The organism is Glaciecola sp. HTCC2999 (genome assembly GCF_000155775.1).
GTDB lineage: Bacteria > Pseudomonadota > Gammaproteobacteria > Enterobacterales > Alteromonadaceae > Opacimonas.
This window is the reverse complement of the sequence record NZ_DS989813.1, coordinates 77,625-95,712: the sequence shown is the minus strand read 5'-3', so window position 1 is coordinate 95,712 and position 18,088 is coordinate 77,625. Positions and strand designations below refer to the sequence as shown.

The window sequence follows — 18,088 nt, the reverse complement described above, 5'->3', positions numbered from 1 at the left end:
AAACCAATTCGGTGAAAATTTAATATGTTGACATTCTTTCACAAACCTCTATCTTTTCCTAGCAATAACTTACACTTATCTAACAAATAAATCATGCCTAAGCTTCCTATCACACCTCCAGAAAATATTTCACACCTACTTGAGCGTGCAGAGCAAATTGCAGGGTTAACTTTAGGGGAATTAGGAGATGCTGCGAATATTCATGTACCTCCTCATTTTAAACAGCATAAAGGCTTTACTGGGCAGTTAATTGAATTGTGGCTTGGGGCCAGTGCTGGGTCTAAACAACAACAAGACTTTCCTGATTTAGGCGTCGAGTTAAAAACTATCCCAATTGATCAAAACGGCAATGTTTTGGAGACCACATATGTTTGTTATGTACATTTGCTGTCGCACATAGCAGAACAATGGGACACTAGCGCGGTGAAAAATAAACTCACCCAAGTGTTATTTATTCCCGTGGTAGGTGAGCGTGACATCCCACCACGAGAGCGGCAACTGGGTATGCCGTTATTTTGGCAACCCAGTGAAGATGAATTGGATATACTGCAACACGACTGGGAAGAGTTAATGGAAAAAATCAGCTTAGGTCACATCGAATCCATTAACGCACGCATGGGGGAAGCCTTGCATATCCGCCCCAAAGCCGCTAATGGAGCAGCGTTAACTGATGCTAGAGGGCTAGACGGACAAATCATCCAAACTCGCCCACGCGGATTTTACTTACGTAAAACCTTCACTCAACAGATAGTGAATCGCGCATTTGGTCGTTAATACTGACTTAAGCGTTAGTGCTTACCAATATATCTCAGCATTTAACGCCACATTGCGCGTCATTTCCATCACATTGAGCAAAGCGTCGGTTTTATCACGTGTCCACGTTAATAAATCTGATTTATCATCCAGATCGGTTTCTTGAAGAATATGTTTGAGTAATGCCAAGGCATTTAGCTCTTCCATCCCCATTGCTAAATCCAGCCAAGGCGCACGAAACCTTTCACGATCTTCATCAAATAGCCCAGCTAACATAAAACCGTTCAACAATGTTTGTCTTAATAAAACTTGTGCAGAAAGATATTGAGGCGCTTTCATGGTTTGATTAGGCATTGCTTGAAGCAAGGTTTGCCAACCTTGTGATAACCATCCATGTGCATGCTCAATAACAGGCGTCTCATAACCATGGGCACTTTCACGCCAAGGACGGTTAAGTAGCAGTGCAGCTGTATCTAATTGGATAGTGGCAGAGGCGGTTGAAAAAATAATATCTTGAGGCGCATGGGCATTCAAGATACCTTCTTTACGACCTTGTAAGTAGCTCATTAACGCCGCGTCTCTGTTTAGACGTTTACTAAATGGACCTTTGCGTGATCGCAGATAACGGATAGCATGGATCTCGTCTTGCCAATGCAACGATTGTAAAAATTTTATCAAATCACGATGTAAGCTTAATAATGCTTTGCACTGTAATACCGGTAAATAGAGTGAAAACACTTGTAACAATAATCGTATCGCCCGCACCATTTCAGTCAGTGCTTGTAACTTGTAAGTCTCAACGTATACCGTTTGATTATGCTGCCAGTGTTTTAACGCATATGCTGCGGCCGTCTCAAACGCTGCTTCCGTGCTGGCTTTTTGATTAATAGGTAAAACATATGCCATTTTTTTAGGCTGTAAAGATTTCCCACTCACCAGTGCATAACCATATGCGGCTTTCGTCAGATTATTCACCCGCACATCACAATGTTGAGCTATGCTATTTGCCAGTTCAAATAATGCATTAGGCAGACCTTTAACCAGTTCTAACTCAATTTCATTAATAGGATGCTGGTCGTTGTCCGTCGCAACTTCTCCTACATCAAACACCACTTCAAACTCATTATCGTCTGCATCAGTAATATGATAGGTCGTGCGATGAAAATGCGTAGTAAATAATGGTGATAACGCCTCTTGAATGCCATTTATATCGAATGTCACTGGCCAAATATCGGCATCAAACAAACGAATATCAACATTCGCCGTTGATAATGGCAGATTATACTCTGGGCGTTGATGTAAACCGCCTACTGTAGAACCTTTCAATTTGAGGGTTTGTTCATGCTCATCATTCGCACTGCGCACTCGCAATCCCATTTTGTGCTGACGCAACAACTGATCTGGCGTATCAAAATATTGATTTTTCAGTGTTTTCTTTGAAACATGCACCTGCCCATTCAAATTTGGCAGGACATGTTCTTCAAACGCTACAAGTGGATCATGCAGCGCTATGAGTTTTAATTCAACTTCCAATGGTGTCTGTGATGGCACAGATGAATCGCGTGTTGGCACACTATTTCCCTAATTACTCATCATCCACCAAAGTCATCAACGAAGTATTCCCGCCTGATGCTGTGGTATCGATGCTGATAGTTTTTTCAGTCACTAATCGTTGTATTAGATTATCATTATATTCAGCTGTGATCACCGGTAATATCGCCCCACTGCGATCGGCAAGCATGGCAGCAATATATGCACTACGATCAGTATTACTATCCACTACGACACCTGCAAGGTCTTCATGTTTTAACAACGCATCGAGGTGACGCAGATTCGCCACCTGAAGTACCGCTTCATTAGTCCCTGTAGCGACTAATTTATCACGAAAGGCTAATGCCTCTGGGTAGAAGATATCCGACACTACTGCTACAACCACATTCCCGGTAGCGAGTGCTGTTACAATCGATAACGTCCAATACTCAAAATTCACATCTTTATCTGCAAAACAAATCAACGTGCCACGCGGCTCATAAGATAGTGCATTGTATTCACCTGTTGGCCCCGGTAGTTCAAGCGGCTTGCTTAGGCGTTTTTCAATATGAATCAACTGATCACGCGCAGCCGCTAACGTATGGTTCAAATCATCCGCGAATTCATCCACTGAATCCACCGTAGAAATTTTGGCTAACAATTGACGTACCATAGAAATACGGTCGTTCAAAGATGTTAAGCGCCACATCGCTTCAACCTCATGTGCTTGTGTCATAAAGTGCTGAGCTTCAGCGGATGCTTTATCATCCGAGACTAATGCAGGATCGATAGCATCAGGTACCTCAACCGTCGGTTTAGGCGTCGCGACCTCTTGCAGTAATCGTGGTAAGTAGTTTGGACCACCGGCTTTAGGACCAGTACCGGATAAGCCTCGACCACCAAAGGGTTGCACACCGACAATCGCACCAATCATATTACGGTTGATATAAACATTACCCGCGCGTGACAAACGGGCTAACTCATAAGCACGCGATTCAATGCGCGTATGGATCCCCATAGTCAGACCAAAACCTGATGAGTTAATTTGTTCCACTAACCCAGCCAAATCATTTCCTTTAAAACGAATGACATGCACCACAGGACCAAACACTTCTTGCTTTAAGACATCAATATGATCAATTTCATATAAACGAGGTGCAAAGAAATGCCCTTGTTCAGGCAAAGTACCCAGTTCACATTCAAACACTAGCGACGCACGTTTTGCATCAATTTGCGTTTGCATATAGTCAACGTGAGCGTTCAATGCATTGAGGGCTTTAGTATCTATGACCGGCCCTACATCGGTTTCTAATTGAGCCGGATTCCCCACATGTAATTCTGATAAGGCACCGGTGATCATGCGGATCACATCATCGGCAATTTTTTCATGGACATACAACACGCGCATTGCCGAACAACGTTGACCAGCAGATTGGAAGCCCGATGCAATCACATCGTCTACAACTTGCTCAGGCAAAGCCGTAGAATCAACGATCATACAGTTTTGACCACCCGTTTCTGCAATTAATGGTACTTGCTCGGCACCGCGTTGAGCGAGGATCTTGGAGATTAATGACCCTGTTTGCGTAGATCCGGTAAACATCACCGCTTTAATGCGATGATCGGGTAATAACGTCTCACCCACACCTTGACCAGGTGCGATGATCAATTCCACCACCCCTTCTGGTAACCCCACCGAAAGCATGAGATTTAAGGCATGTAGAGCAATCAGGCTGGTTTGCTCAGCCGGTTTTGCTAACACCGTATTCCCCGTCGCTAGCGCCGCTACGATTTGTCCCAAAAAGATCGCCAGTGGGAAGTTCCATGGACTAATACATAAAATCACGCCGCGTGGTTGCAGGCGCGCATCTTCAGCTAGTGTTTGTGCTTGGGCCGCATAGTACCGACAAAAATCCACCGCCTCACGAATTTCATCCACGCTATCTTGAGTGACTTTACCCGCTTCTTTGATACACAGCGCAATCAATTCAGGCATATGACGTTCTAACGCATCGGCAATTCGATTGATAATAGCAGCACGTTCGGCCACATCTGTGTTAGACCAATCTGTAAATGCATGTTCAACTAAATCGAGTTTTGCCAGCATTTGCTCTTTAGTTTGATAATTCAATTGCCCGACTAATTCAGCAATATTTGCAGGGTTATAAATAGGCGTTAAGTCATCACCACTGCCTACCACTGGTAAGTTTTCATCAAGCCAGCGATTCATATCTAACTGCATGTGAATCAAGCTTTGCGGATCGTTGATGTCCAGCCCCTTAGAATTAGGACGTTCCTCACCAAACATGGCATATGCAGGGACAATATGAGGGTTCGTTTTGCGCTTTAAGCGTTGTGTACGTTCTACTGGATCAGTCAGTAACGATTCAACCGGTAAGTCAGGATTCACAATGGCATTAACAAATGAGCTGTTTGCGCCATTTTCTAATAGTCGACGCACCAAATAAGCGAGGAGATCTTCATGCTCGCCCACCGGCGCATACACGCGACATTGCACGCCCACTTCAGTGACGACTTGGTCATATAATGAATCTCCCATGCCATGGAGACACTGAAATTCAAAACCGGCATCCCCGTTTTTAATCGTATCGCCGCCAGCAAGTTCAATGATCACCGAAGCTGTATAAGCATTATGCGTCGCAAATTGCGGAAAAATAGTATCGCGGTAATCTAACAGTTTATTGGCACACGCATGATAAGATACATCGGTGGATGATTTACGCGTGAATACCGGAAATTCATCTAGCCCCATTTGCTGAGTGTGTTTAATTTCACTATCCCAATACGCGCCTTTAACCAAACGTACCATTAAGCGACGACCGACAGTCTGAGTGAGCACTCGCAACCATTCAATCACATGAATAGCGCGTTTTTGATAAGCTTGCACGGCTAAACCAAAACCTTCCCAATCGCCTAAATCCGGATCACTAAACACCGCTTCGATAATGTCCAACGAAATGTCTAAGCGTTCTGATTCTTCAGCATCAACAGTCAAACCAATATCATATTGTTTTGCCAGTAAACACAACGCCTTAAGTTTGGGTGGAATTTCTGCTAGTACACGTTCGCTGTGGGTAAATTCATAACGCGGGTGGATCGCAGATAATTTCACTGAAATACCAGGAGATTTTACGGGTCCTTTCCCAGCAGCAGCCTTACCAATCACATGAATCGCAGATTCATAGGATTGATAATAACGGTCTGCATCCGCTTGCGTGCGCGCCCCCTCACCTAACATATCATAGGAATACACATACCCTTGTGATTCTTTGTCTTTGGCCCGTTTCACCGCCGCCTTAATCGTCTCGCCCATGACAAATTGACGCCCCATGACTTTCATGGCGATATTCATCGATTTACGAATGACCGGTTCACCTAAACGGCCTATCGTCTTTTTCAATAAACCAAATTGCGCTTTTTTCTTTTCATCCGCATACTCGACCATGTTTCCAGTAAACAATAAGCCCCATGCAGAGACATTCACAAACAGCGAGTCACTATTACCTAAGTGCGGCGTCCACTCGCCTTGGGATAATTTGTCGCGGATCAGTTCGTCTTGGGTATCTTTATCGGGTACACGTAACAAGGCTTCCGCTAGACACATCAATACAATGCCTTCGGCTGTGGATAAGGAGAATTCATTGAGAAGTGCATCAACACCACCATGACGCTCTTGCTCACGACGAATTTGCAATACCATATTACGCGCACGTTCCCATGCTCGGCTCCGAGCACGCATATTCACTTCCGCTTGAGGCAGGATATGGTCGACCGCTTGATCTTCATCAATTCGATAAAAATCACGGATTTTCTGGCGCAATGGGCATACTGGATTTGCAATGTGAGCGAGCAACATAATCAACCTCTTTTCAAGACATAAATTTTGAATATAACAAAGGCGTGTAATGTATCGCTAAATAAAGACAATGACTAGAATAAATGTTAAGTTTTTATTAACGCTGATGGTATGTTTTCGTTACTCGAGGACTGATCCGGGTAACCAGTTCATAATTAATAGTATTAATATGCGCTGCGACTGTCGTCACACTTAAATTTGCCCCCCATAATTCAACCATATCTCCAATATTTGGCACCTGAGATAAATCCGTCACGTCCACTGTGATCATATCCATCGATACGCGCCCTACTAGAGGAACGGTTTGACCTTGAAGAAACACAGGAGTACCGCTGGGAGCATGACGTGGATAGCCATCTCCGTAACCAATCGCCACGGTCGCAATCATAGAAGGGCGTTGTGCTTGCCAAGTTTGCCCGTAACCTACAGCGTCACCAGGTTGAATCTGACGTAAACCAATGATTGCCGCAGTGAGCGTCATAACAGGTTTTAACACCACATTGGATTGAACTGCACTGGAGCGATTTAATGGTTCAGCCCCATAAAGTGCAATACCTAGCCGATTCCATTGTCCATGAGAATCAGTATCTGCCACAATCGCTGGGGAATTGGCCATAGAGATAGGCAGTTGGTATCGATTTGCTAAGTCATTGAGCTGCGTCAATTGGTGTGCATTCATTGGATTAGATAAATCATCAGCGCACGCAAAATGCCCCATCAATACGGCATTATCTAAATACTCTGAAGGTACCCTACGCAAAGCCGTTTCCAGTTCGTTGGGTGAGAGACCCAAACGATGCAGGCCGGTATCACATTTGAACCACACCGTAGGCTTTGTCTCATCCACTGATAGTGTTGCATCAAACTCAACTAACCAATCAATTTGTTCAGGTTGATGCATGACTAACCAAAGATCATAATCGACTGCAAGCACAATATCCTCTGGAGAGTGTGCACCTTCAAGTACTAAGATAGGTTGTGTCAATCCAGCATCACGACATGCTATCGCTTCGTCAATGAACGCCACCGCAAAGCCATCAGCCACATCGGCTAAGCATTGAGCTATTTTTAACATACCATGTCCATAACCATCTGCTTTAATGACCGCCATCGTTTGACTTTGAGGCGCAGCATTTTTGGCTTGATGATAGTTATGCAACAACGCATTGATATCAATATGGGCGATGGTTTGACGTGGCACTAACAGTCCTTAACAAATGCAATGATGGTAGAAGTCGGCTGACAAATTTCTATAGTAATGCAATGTATAGAAAAAACGCTTATTTTGCCAGTGAATTTGCTGATACTACTCATGTAATCGACTGTAAATTATCACTCCTGAAATGTGTTAATTAATCCTTTTGCCAGCCTTTATCGTAACTAAATTATATTATTTAGGAGTGCAACATGCGCTGGTTAGGAATATTACTCATCATGTCATCACTTTCACATACCGTGTCGGCTAACAATGACCAAACAGCGTTTACATTGGCTCTAGAAGATACTGCACGCTGGTATAGCGTGGATGATTCCGTCATGGGTGGCATCTCCAGAAGCCTATCGGGTGTAATATCAACGGGTGAATTTGCGTTTGTCGGGCAGCTTTCCACAGCCAATAACGGCGGCTTTGCCTCTATTCGTCGGGAACTAACGCTACCTCGTGATTTAGCGCCTGACAGTAAAGTACGTATTAGTGTGCAAGGCGATGGCCGAGCCTATCAACTCCGGTTTCGCACCGCATCACGTATGGATGGCATTGCGTATGCGACGTTTTTCCAAACCGAACCCGACCAAATTCTAGAGTATGAATTTTCGCTAGCAGATTTTAAACCCGTTTGGCGCGGTCGCACCGTCCCCAACCAGCCGGCACTCACTTGGCCAGAAATCGCGCAAATGGGACTGATGCTTACGAGTAAAGATAATGGCGAATTTGTCTTAATCGTTCATGCTATCAGCTGGACAAAATAATTTCTTTATCAACTATTTAGGTTGTTTTACAGGCCAGTTTATAATATTCATTATGATTAAAACTGAATGTTTTGATAACGTCGAGATCTACTTTCCCCGTATGCGCTGCAAATGAACGGCGGTTGATTTGATTAATGAATGTCACTAAAAACGGATAACGTCGTGACATTTGTTCCAGCGCGAACGCAAATATCTGTTCGAATACACCCTGCCCACGCACACTTTTATCAACACAGACTGGCCCATATTGATAAGAGTTGTCGATGGTTAATGTATTTCCTTGGCATGTTGAGTCATCCAAGTGTTCAACCATGTAAGCAAACATCGGCCATTGACACCAAAACTGCCACGACGCAGACATCGCATATGCGACTATTTTGTTGTTATGCTTTGCGATGAACAACCCTTGTTCTATTTGGATCAAATCGCGCAAATGCTGTTCAGTAAATGCCGTAGTGATAAAACCATCGGCTTTATCTTCTTCAGCTATGCTATCGACTTGATATCGATAGTGGAGGGCTAATACCTCAGACACATCTTCAAGTGTCGCGACTTTCAATTCTAGTTGCACTACTGCACACCTTATAAGTTAAGACACTGATTTTGTTTTGAAATGTTACGTCAAAGTAGTCATAGCTACAATGCTGTAGAGAGAAATTTCATTCATTTCTTTGTGAATATGGTGTATGGTCGAGTCCATTATTAGTCAATTAGGTCGCATTGCGAAAACACCTTATGTCATCACGTCATTCACTTATCTCCTTAGCCGTTGTGTTAGGATTAACCGCGTGTTCTCCTGCATCAGAAAGTATCACTGCCACTCAACAGGCCACAGCACAATCCGAAGCAGCACCGATCACCCATGCTGAAATTGTCGCTGAATCGGCAAGATTAAATGCATGGTTTGAAGCCAAGTTCGAAGCAGAACAGCTACAGAGCCCTATCGGATTGACCTATATTGGTCGCAGTGAACGCAAAGGCGAAATTGATGACTTTTCTGCTGAAGCCTATGACAAGAGCATTGCCCGTCAAAAAGCCAATCTAACCGAATTACAAACCCAGTTTGATTATGCAAAATTAGATGCCAATACCCAACTCTCTTATGATTTTTGGGTCTATTTAGCGCAGCAGTCGATTGCTGAGTATGAATATCGTGACAACACTTATGTATTTGATCAAATGTCCTCTATTCATAGTTTCTTTCCACAATTATTGATCGCGTTGCACTCTGTTGAAACAGAACAAGATATACAAGACTATTTGTCCCGCATTAGTGGCAGTGCCAAAGCATTGGATCAATTAATCCACAATTCACAAGCGATTGCAGCAAAAGGTGTTCGTCCTCCTTATTTTGCTTTTGAAGCCGTGATTAACGAATCTCAAAAAATTATTACCGGTGCGCCTTTTACTGCCGGAGAAGACGCTGCTATTTGGGCGGATGCTCAAAGTAAAGTGGCCAAGTTAGTGACCGATGAGTTACTTACTCAAACCGATGCAGACGCTATCCTTACCAAAATAAAAACGGCGCTGGTGACTGAATTTAAACCTGCCTATGAGCGTTTAATTGCTTGGCAGAAAACGGATCAGGTCAACGCTACAAAAACAGCTCAAGGTGTCAGTGCACTACCTAATGGTATCAATTATTATAATGAACGCTTGGCGAACCAAACGACCACGACATTAACAGCGGACGAAATCCATACCATTGGATTATCTGAAGTTGCACGCCTTCGCGCAGCTATGGAAACTGTCAAAGCTGAGTTTGGATTTGCAGGTACATTACAAGAATTTTTTGTCTTTCTTCGTGATACGAAAGACGATGAGCGCTTGTATTATCCCGATACAGACGCCGGTAGACAAGGCTATATTGATGATGCCACAGCTGCCATCGATAAAATAAAAGCAGTCCTACCTGAGTATTTTGGCATCTTACCTAAAGCAGATATGGTAGTGAAACGCGTTGAAGCCTTTCGTGAACAGCCAGGTGCTGCACAACATTATTCTCCTAGCACACCAGATGGATCTCGCCCAGGTGTTTATTATGCCCATTTATCCGATATGACAGCCATGCCAAAGCGTGAACTAGAGGTTATCGCTTATCATGAAGGCTTACCTGGCCATCATATGCAAATCGCCATTTCATTGGAGCTTGAAGGGATCCCAACTTTTAGACAACAATCTTATCTTAATGCCTACGGAGAAGGCTGGGCCTTATATTCAGAATGGTTGGCTAAGGAAATGCCCGGGACTTACCAAGACCCATTATCTGAATTTGGACGTCTAGGTTCAGAGATGTGGCGTGCGATTCGCCTAGTCGTCGATACTGGCTTGCACGCTAAAGGCTGGACAGAAGAAAAAGCAATTGCTTATTTTAAAGAAAACTCCGCCATTACGTCAGAACAAGCCACATCCGAAGTACGTCGATATTTAGTATTACCAGGTCAAGCCACCGGCTACAAGATCGGTATGTTAAAAATTCAAGAACTGCGCCGCCATGCTGAAATGCAACTGGGTAAACGGTTTGATATACGCGCATTCCACGACACGATTTTAGGTGGCGGGGCACTGCCGATGACCATGCTCGAGCGTAAAGTGAATAGCTGGATTGACAGAGTGAAGGCCGGCTAACTAATGAGTGATGTCACCCCGAGCGATTTACAGCAAATTTTATCAGAAAATCGCCACCCTGACTCAATGACAATTGATTGCCAATCGACATTTGATATCTTGAAAACCATCAATATCGCAGATAAAACGGTACCTAATGTCATTGCTGAAATATTACCCGTTATTACTCAAGCGGTGGATCTGATCGTCTCACAATTATCAGCAGGTGGGCGATTAATTTATATTGGTGCTGGTACATCTGGTCGGTTAGGTATTTTAGACGCTGTAGAGTGCCGTCCCACGTTTAGTGTCGACGATGAACTAGTTCAAGGAATTATCGCCGGAGGCGAGCAAGCGCTCACTAATGCTGTGGAAGGAGCTGAGGATAACAGAGCTGCGGCTCAGCATGATCTAGCTCATATACAGTTCTCTCGACACGACGTATTGGTCGGTATTGCCGCCTCTGGACGAACACCTTATGTCATCGGTGCGCTAAATTATGCCAAACAAATTCACGCTCAAACAATCAGTATAAGTTGCAATCCAAACGGTACTATCAATACCTTAGCAGATATTAATATTTGCGCAGCCGTAGGTCCTGAAATTTTAACCGGATCGACTCGAATGAAGGCTGGTACGGCACAAAAGCTTATTCTTAATATGCTCAGTACAGCATCTATGATCAAATTAGGTAAAACCTACACCAATCTCATGGTCGATGTGAATGCGAGTAATGAAAAACTAAAAGCGCGAGCACAGCGTATTGTCATAGAAGCAACGGGATGTGATATCAATACTGCAAAAACCACATTAATAAGTACTCACTATCGAGCAAAGACAGCAATATTATGTATTCTTGCTGATATTGATGCTTCCCGCGCCACCGATTTATTAGCTCAGCACGAGGGTTATCTTCGCCGAGCCTTGGCAAACGTGTAATGCGCCTAGCTCACTGCCCTTTATCTCTGATCTTACTATTCGTGCTATTGTTATTAAATGGATGTGCACAGACGTCAACATCACCATCCAATCAACAAAATATGATGTTAGGGGCCGAACAACTTGAACGCTATCTACCACAATTACAAGGTAAACGCGTCGGCCTGATTGTTAACCAGACATCGGTATTATATCCCAATACTCCGAATTCGATTCATCTTGTCGATGCGTTGCTCCAACATCATATCAACGTCGTTAGCGTTTTTGCACCTGAGCATGGTTTTAGAGGAAACCAAGGCGCAGGCGAGATGATTGAGGATAATATCGATACCACGACTGGCTTACCTATTATTTCTCTATATGGTCAAACCAAAGCACCTACCCAGGCCATGCTTGCTAACATCGATGTATTAGTGTTTGATATCCAAGATGTGGGGGTCCGTTTTTATACTTATATCTCAACCATGCATTATGCGATGGCTGCCGCAGCAAAATATAATGTCGATATGCTGATCTTAGATCGCCCTAATCCCAATGGTCAGTATGTCGCAGGTCCCATTTTAGCACCTGAATTTCGCTCATTTGTCGGGATGCATCCCATCCCTGTTGTACATGGATTAACGGTTGGCGAGTTAGCATTGATGATCAAAGGCGAACACTGGATAGAACATGCTGACAACCTAACACTTAATGTCATCTCCCTCACCAATTACCGTAAAACCGATCCATACCCATTACCGATCCCGCCAAGCCCCAATCTCCCAAATGCATCTTCTGTAAGGTGGTATGCATCGTTATGTTTATTTGAGCCCACTCACATCAGTGTTGGCAGAGGGACTGCTCTTCCTTTTCAAATGTTAGGACATCCAACATTAATATGGCCAGATACATCATTGACCCAAATAGTGCCGCAGAAAGATCCTGTTGCAGCACCCTACCCAAAGTGGGAAAACACCCCTTTAAACGCCTTATTCATCGATGATTTTGAAATACGATCATACTCAGTGACGGGATTTGATTTGCGCCTACTTCATTACGTCTTTTCACTCGCTAGGGCTCAAGGCATTGACCTGATTACCTCGGAAAGTTTTTTTGATAAATTAGCAGGCAGCGACACGTTAAGAAAAGCACTGTTACAGGGTGAGAGTATTGAGCAAATTGAAGCGCGTTGGCAGTCTGGATTAAGCCAGTATCAATCTCAACGTCAACCCTATTTACTTTATCCAGAGTAATAGCTCAATCGTTTACTCTGGATAACAGTCCTTATTGTACAGTAACAGGTAAACGGCCAGGGGCGGAAGTGTCATACAGTAGGTAAGTCACTAATGCCTCAAAACTATCGCTGTTAAAATCCTTAGGTTCAACACGATAGTCATATAGCGCAAATGTCGCATCGGTATTTTTAACATAATGAGCCACTGGATATGGATTTCTTAACGCCACGAACACCGTTTTACTAGATGTTGACGCATGTTGAATAACGTGTGTAATAATCCTTTTTTGAGTCTCAAGACTATTTCTACGCATACGCTGTTGGCGCAACGCAGCTACATCATCCATCCCCCCCATCTCAATGGCACTCACTTGTGGGGATAAATCAGCAGCGATCACCACATCGTATTGCCTTAAGTGCTGTGGCTCTATGCGTCGGTCATCAATCGCTGTTAATGTAGTATTCACGCACGTTAGCTGGGCTGAAGACAATGCTTTATTCAATGCAGTCATCATTCCTTTGCATCTTAATGCATCAGGCATGACCAATAACCACGATGACTTTGTTGCGCTAGCTCGATACTCAGCGAGCACACCGACAGGTCCACTGGTTTGGGTAACGCTGGCGAGGGCTAAATCTCGAGATAACTGGCGCTTTTGGTCGATACTCATCACCTTACGCGATGAAAGAGTGGACAATTGTCGTGGTGAACTGACTAATTTTTGCTTGGTGTTCATGATCCGAGTGTAAGAAGCGAATAACGCCGTAAAATCTCCAGATTTTTCTAACTGCCGCTCAAGCTCATCCATCAAACTAGAAAATGCTTGAATATCCTCAAGGTTTCTAATCGTATAAGGCATCAAGGCAATATCGGCACCTGCATTGAACGTTTCGATGATAGCCTCTTGTGGTGAAAAATACTGAGCGATACCTGCCATATCAAGCGCATCTGTTATCACTATTCCTTTAAATCCCAACGTTCCCCGTAATAAGTCAGTTAAGATCACCGGCGATAATGTTGCTGGACGCACTTGCTCTGTCCCGTTTTTAGCCAATAAGGTCGAATTATCTAATTGTGGGTATTGAATATGTGCGGTCATGACAAAGGCAGGTTCATGTTCCTTGATGATATGCTTAAATGGCGCTATATCTTGCTTCATAATAGTGGGTAAATCATGGTTTACCTGAGGCAAGCCGGTGTGGCTATCTACTACAGTATCACCATGCCCAGGGAAATGCTTTAATGCGGTGAGCACACCTTGAGATTGCATGTGTTGCACCAATGCACCTCCCAATTCACTCACCATCTCAGCTGACTCGCCAAATGAGCGTACATTTATCACTGGATTGCTAGGATTAGCATTCACATCGATACTTGGTGCAAAATTCACATTGATTCCAACGGATGCTAAATCACGCCCAATGTACTCCCCCACCTTTGCTGCATACGCTGTCCCATGCGCATCATATGTTGCGCCAATCGCCATATTTCCGCTATACGCTGGCGAGAAAGCGGTAGGAAGTCTTGCTACACGCCCCCCTTCTTGATCTATCGCAATGAACATGGGTAGCCTAGAGTGTGGACGCAGTTTTTGAATATCGCTAGTGAGCTGTTGTATTTGCGTCACACTTTGTACATTTTCGGAAAATAAGATAACGCCACCGAGTTGATGTTTTTTTATCAAGCTTGCTAATTCATTAGGTAAAGCTGTTACCGGCTCTCGACATGTTAAAGAAGGGGTTTCATCGGCACAAAAATACCGAATATCGATCATGATTTTTTGACCCAGCAACTGAGCTAATGTTGGTAGCCTTAATGGTGCCTCCTCCCCCTTAACTTGGGCACTCATAAAGAGGATTTGCAACAAACAACAGACAAAAACAACATATTTTCTAGCACTAGGCATGGGTTTATCCCCGACACACATTTTAAAATATTTAATTTACTGTATTATCAATACTTCAACACTACAGCATAATAAAAATAAGGAACGACATGGATTGGCTCTCCATTATCCCCCCCATTGTAGCGATCATTATTGTTTTTTGGAAAAAAGAAGTCATTAGTGCTCTTTTAATCGCCTTGGTCACTTCAGAAATATTATTACTTATTTCAGATCCTGAAAGAACACTTTGGCTAGCACCGATGATGACAGTTGATCGCATTGTCGATGTTGCAGGGAGCGGAGGTAACACTCGGATCTTATTATTTTCAGTGTTAGTCGGCGCACTCTTAGCATTAATCCGTGACTCTGGTGGTGTGACCGCGACTGTTCAACGAATTATGGATTTAGGTATTGCCAAAACTCGCCAGCATGTAGGCGCTTTAACGATGTTTACCGGTATTGCAGTGTTTGTCGAATCGAATTTAAGTGTGCTGTCTTCAGGTATTTTAGCGCGTGGTTTATTTGATAAATTCAAGATGAGCCGCGCTCGTCTTGCTTACATCATTGATAGTACCAGTGCGCCGATTTGTATTTTGATTTTACTTAATGGCTGGGGTGCCTTTGTTTTAGGGTTAATTAGCAACTACCAACTGAAAGAGTCTGCAGTGAGTATTTTGTGGGGCAGTGTGTGGTTTAACTTTTATGCCCTATTTACTCTAGCGATTGTGGCATACACTATCATTACCGATAAAGTACACGGCCCCATGCAAATCGAAGAGGATTGGGCCGCCGCTAATACTGGTGAAATTAATATACAAAATTCCCATCCAATTACTGCCAAGGACGAACAGCAGATTCCCTCAAAATCACGCTTCATGTTGTTACCACTCATCACTATGGTGTTATCTATGCTAGGTTTTATGTTTTGGACTGGGAATGGCGATTTGACCCAAGGCAGTGGCAGTCGTTCGGTACTTTATGCCACGACATTGGCGACATTACTGGCATTTATTTTAGTCGTAATACACCGACGTTTTACTCAACGCGAAGCCTTGCGTATCAGTTTTAAAGGGATGGGCGAGTTACTTCCGCTAGTGACCATCGTATTGTTATCTATTAGCTTAGGCGCTAGTTTAAAAGTATTAGGGACAGGTATATTTGTGGCTGGATTGGTCGGTGAATATTTACCGATATTTTTAGTGGTCCCCATGTTGTTTATTGCTGGTGGCATCATGTCATTCACTACTGGCACTTCATGGGGTACGTTTGCTATTTTAATCCCTATTGGGATCCCACTGGTACAGACCTTAGGTTTACAACCGTCGCTTGTGGTTGCCGCGATTTTAAGTGGTGGAATTTTTGGTGATCATTGCTCGCCTATTTCGGATACGACCGCCGTATCCTCTCTTGCAGCGGGTTGTGATCTATTAACCCACGTAAAAACTCAGCTTCCTTACGCGCTGGTAGCTGGTGGCCTTAGTGTGATTGCATTTACCTTAGCCAGCCTAATCACCACAGCATAAGTTTAATCGGATATTTATAATGACTATGACCCAATACATCACTTCAATCGTCTCTTTTTTATTGTTAGTGAGTGCCTCTCTAGCGCCTCAGGCCGCGACGCTCGCAAATAATAATGTCGCGTTGGTAACAACTAAACAAGCACCTATCATCCCCAAAGCGATGGCGGTCGCCGCGCCAGATAGTTACAGCTCAGATGTTGCCATGGATATATTGCAACGTGGCGGCAATGCTATCGATGCTGCGGTTGCTGCACAGTTTGTGTTAGCGGTGACCTTACCTGAAGCGGGTAATATTGGTGGTGGTGGCTTTATGCTGATCCACACTCCTACTAGCAATGATTTTATTGATTATCGTGAAACCGCCCCACTTTCAGCTTCGCGCGATATGTATTTAGACGCACAGGGCAATGCAATAACACGTAAGAGTCTTTATGGTGTTCTGGCTTCAGGCACCCCTGGCACAGTGGCAGGTATGGTCAAAGCGCATGCATTATATGGCTCATTACCATGGAAAGACTTAGTTCAACCAGCAGTCGATTTAGCCCAAAATGGGTTTATCGTCCATCCCAAACTCGGACGCAGCATCAATGAATACATAGAAATGTTAGCGACCCAAAAGATTAATGTAAATTTTGCCCAATATTTTAGTGCGGCTAAAACTGGTGAACGCTTTGTTCAACCTGAACTGGCGCAGACCTTAATAAGGATCCGCGATAAGGGCATGGCGGGCTTTTATGCAGGAAAAACAGCTGACATCATTCACGACTTTATGGCCAGCAATAACGGTTTAATTACGAAACAGGATTTAGCTCAATATCGGGCAAAACAACGTCAGCCCATCGCTACTCAGTGGCGCGAGTTTGAACTTCTGAGCGCACCGCCACCGAGCTCAGGTGGAATAGCTATTACTCAGTGGTTAGCGATGTTTGAACGCTTAAATCCTCGTATCATCAACGCCGATGGCACGACGTCCCCTCGCCTGCCACACAACTCACCAGAGTATGTCCATTTGTTAGCTGAAATAGGCAAACGGGTCTTTGCTGACAGAGCCGAATATCTTGGTGATCCTGATTACGTGACCATCCCTCAACACGCGCTTACTAATGCAGAGTATATTACCGAGCGTGCCAGTGGTGTAAAACGCAGTGGGATCTCAATAACAAAAAATATCAAACCTGGATTGCCTGAATCGGAACAAACGACACACTTTTCTATTTTGGATAAATACGGTAATGCCGTCTCCAATACGACAACGATTAACTTAGGTTTTGGTAATGGTGTCGTGGTTGAGGGAGCTGGATTTTTGCTGAACAACGAAATGGATGATTTTAGTGTGAAAGCCGGTGTGCCTAATTTCTTTGGCGCAGTCGGTGGCACCGCGAATGAAATTCAACCGAATAAACGCATGTTATCTTCCATGTCACCGACGATTGTGTTGCAAGACAACAAAGTGAAAGTAATCACCGGTTCACCAGGTGGCACGACGATCATCTCCAGTGTCTATCAGTCCATCTTACATATTTTAGAATTCGGAATGCGTGCTCAAGAAGCAGTTGATACCCCGCGTTTCCATCACCAGTTATTGCCTGTTAACCAGATCCGTCATCATGTAGGATTACCAGATAAAACCACCAACGCACTAACCGAGATGGGCTACACCCTCAAAGAAAGTCGCTATGGTGATCTACATTTAATTAGTGTGAATGGGGACCGTGTCGAGGCAGCATCAGAAAGCCATGGTCGGGGAAAAGCGCAAGTATTCATGACGCGCTAGTGCTAGATATGTAAACTA

General features: G+C 43.9%; 12 protein-coding genes. 7 read left to right on the top strand and 5 right to left on the bottom strand.

From position 1 onward, the window contains the following. Positions 1–93 precede the first annotated feature (93 nt). Positions 94–774 (top strand): DNA mismatch repair endonuclease MutH, encoded by a 681-nt coding sequence (gene mutH / locus G2999_RS08935; RefSeq protein ID WP_010180871.1) that lies wholly within the window; start codon positions 94–96, stop codon positions 772–774. Positions 775–795: 21 nt separating this feature from the next. On the opposite strand, the gene G2999_RS08930 is transcribed toward mutH, so the two are convergent. The 3 genes from G2999_RS08930 to alr form a co-directional block, all read right to left on the bottom strand. After that, positions 796–2,325, bottom strand: coding sequence for an inorganic triphosphatase (locus G2999_RS08930; RefSeq protein WP_010180869.1), 1,530 nt, complete (start codon positions 2,323–2,325; stop codon positions 796–798). Positions 2,326–2,338: 13 nt separating this feature from the next. Continuing rightward, on the bottom strand, positions 2,339–6,160 hold the full coding sequence (gene putA, locus G2999_RS08925; protein ID WP_010180867.1) for a bifunctional proline dehydrogenase/L-glutamate gamma-semialdehyde dehydrogenase PutA: 3,822 nt from the start codon (positions 6,158–6,160) through the stop codon (positions 2,339–2,341). Between the two features lie 97 nt (positions 6,161–6,257). Next, positions 6,258–7,361 carry an alanine racemase gene (alr, locus tag G2999_RS08920; protein WP_010180866.1) on the bottom strand — a complete coding sequence of 368 codons (1,104 nt, stop codon included), beginning with the start codon at positions 7,359–7,361 and terminating at the stop codon, positions 6,258–6,260. Between the two features lie 206 nt (positions 7,362–7,567). On the opposite strand from alr, the gene G2999_RS12280 reads away from it, so the two are divergent. Then, on the top strand, positions 7,568–8,128 hold the full coding sequence (locus tag G2999_RS12280) for a CIA30 family protein (protein ID WP_010180863.1): 561 nt from the start codon (positions 7,568–7,570) through the stop codon (positions 8,126–8,128). Positions 8,129–8,144: 16 nt separating this feature from the next. Here the strand turns inward: G2999_RS12280 and G2999_RS08910 are convergent, their stop codons facing one another. Continuing rightward, positions 8,145–8,699: a GNAT family acetyltransferase gene (locus G2999_RS08910; RefSeq protein WP_010180862.1), complete on the bottom strand. Its 555-nt coding sequence runs from the start codon at positions 8,697–8,699 to the stop codon at positions 8,145–8,147. Between the two features lie 164 nt (positions 8,700–8,863). On the opposite strand from G2999_RS08910, the gene G2999_RS08905 reads away from it, so the two are divergent. From G2999_RS08905 to G2999_RS08895, 3 genes are read left to right on the top strand one after another with little or no spacing between them, the layout of a single operon-like run. After that, the gene (locus G2999_RS08905; protein WP_010180860.1) at positions 8,864–10,756 is read left to right on the top strand and encodes a DUF885 family protein; all 1,893 of its coding nucleotides are present in this window, start codon (positions 8,864–8,866) and stop codon (positions 10,754–10,756) included. 3 nt (positions 10,757–10,759) lie between these two features. Continuing rightward, positions 10,760–11,674, top strand: a complete 915-nt coding sequence (murQ, locus tag G2999_RS08900) for an N-acetylmuramic acid 6-phosphate etherase (protein WP_010180858.1) — start codon at positions 10,760–10,762, stop codon at positions 11,672–11,674. Then, complete coding sequence (locus G2999_RS08895) at positions 11,674–12,906, top strand: exo-beta-N-acetylmuramidase NamZ domain-containing protein (RefSeq protein ID WP_010180856.1); 1,233 nt, start codon at positions 11,674–11,676, stop codon at positions 12,904–12,906. Before murQ ends, G2999_RS08895 begins: the two co-directional genes overlap by 1 nt. A gap of 31 nt (positions 12,907–12,937) precedes the next feature. Here G2999_RS08895 and G2999_RS08890 read toward each other — a convergent pair whose 3' ends face one another. Next, positions 12,938–14,794, bottom strand: coding sequence for a glycoside hydrolase family 3 protein (locus G2999_RS08890; protein ID WP_232222443.1), 1,857 nt, complete (start codon positions 14,792–14,794; stop codon positions 12,938–12,940). 89 nt (positions 14,795–14,883) lie between these two features. Between G2999_RS08890 and G2999_RS08885 the strand changes: the two genes are divergently transcribed. Both G2999_RS08885 and ggt read left to right on the top strand, forming a co-directional pair. Next, positions 14,884–16,296, top strand: coding sequence for a Na+/H+ antiporter NhaC family protein (locus G2999_RS08885; protein ID WP_010180852.1), 1,413 nt, complete (start codon positions 14,884–14,886; stop codon positions 16,294–16,296). Positions 16,297–16,321: 25 nt separating this feature from the next. Continuing rightward, on the top strand, positions 16,322–18,070 hold the full coding sequence (gene ggt / locus G2999_RS08880) for a gamma-glutamyltransferase (protein WP_029257484.1): 1,749 nt from the start codon (positions 16,322–16,324) through the stop codon (positions 18,068–18,070). The last annotated feature ends 18 nt before the right edge of the window (positions 18,071–18,088 follow it).

Coding starts and splice junctions, on each gene's coding strand:
- G2999_RS08885 (WP_010180852.1), top strand. CDS start 14,884: ATGGATTGGCTCTCCATTATCCCCCCCATTGTAGCGATCATTATTGTT.
- murQ (WP_010180858.1), top strand. CDS start 10,760: ATGAGTGATGTCACCCCGAGCGATTTACAGCAAATTTTATCAGAAAAT.
- ggt (WP_029257484.1), top strand. CDS start 16,322: ATGACCCAATACATCACTTCAATCGTCTCTTTTTTATTGTTAGTGAGT.
- G2999_RS08895 (WP_010180856.1), top strand. CDS start 11,674: ATGCGCCTAGCTCACTGCCCTTTATCTCTGATCTTACTATTCGTGCTA.
- mutH (WP_010180871.1), top strand. CDS start 94: ATGCCTAAGCTTCCTATCACACCTCCAGAAAATATTTCACACCTACTT.
- putA (WP_010180867.1), bottom strand. CDS start 6,160: ATGTTGCTCGCTCACATTGCAAATCCAGTATGCCCATTGCGCCAGAAA.
- G2999_RS08890 (WP_232222443.1), bottom strand. CDS start 14,794: ATGCCTAGTGCTAGAAAATATGTTGTTTTTGTCTGTTGTTTGTTGCAA.
- G2999_RS12280 (WP_010180863.1), top strand. CDS start 7,568: ATGCGCTGGTTAGGAATATTACTCATCATGTCATCACTTTCACATACC.
- G2999_RS08905 (WP_010180860.1), top strand. CDS start 8,864: ATGTCATCACGTCATTCACTTATCTCCTTAGCCGTTGTGTTAGGATTA.